This window comes from Neisseria sp. P0014.S009 (assembly GCF_051958155.1).
GTDB classification, from domain to species: Bacteria; Pseudomonadota; Gammaproteobacteria; order Burkholderiales; family Neisseriaceae; genus Neisseria; species Neisseria flavescens_C.
Genome location: NZ_JBQCVS010000224.1, coordinates 1 through 243 on the forward strand (window position 1 = coordinate 1; position 243 = coordinate 243).

A 243-nucleotide genomic window follows, 5' to 3' on the forward strand; every position below is an offset into this window, starting at 1 on the left:
GTTAAGGATTGTTAAACCTCTGTAAATCAGATAGAGTTACGGCTGATAAATTAAATTAATAATGGAGCTTCCATCAATGAAAGGCGATATCGGCGTCATCGGCTTGGCCGTTATGGGTCAAAATTTGATTTTGAATATGAACGATCACGGTTTCAAAGTCGTGGCGTACAACCGGACCACTGCTAAAGTAGACGATTTTCTCAACGGCGCAGCCAAAGGCACCAACATTATCGGTGCCTATTC

Annotated in this window: 1 protein-coding gene; it reads left to right on the top strand. The window is 42.4% G+C overall.

From position 1 onward, the window contains the following. Positions 1-76: 76 nt before the first annotated feature. The coding region (locus tag ACTHS4_RS12420; RefSeq protein ID WP_440366041.1) for an NAD(P)-binding domain-containing protein at positions 77-243 on the top strand (167 nt) is incomplete at its 3' end.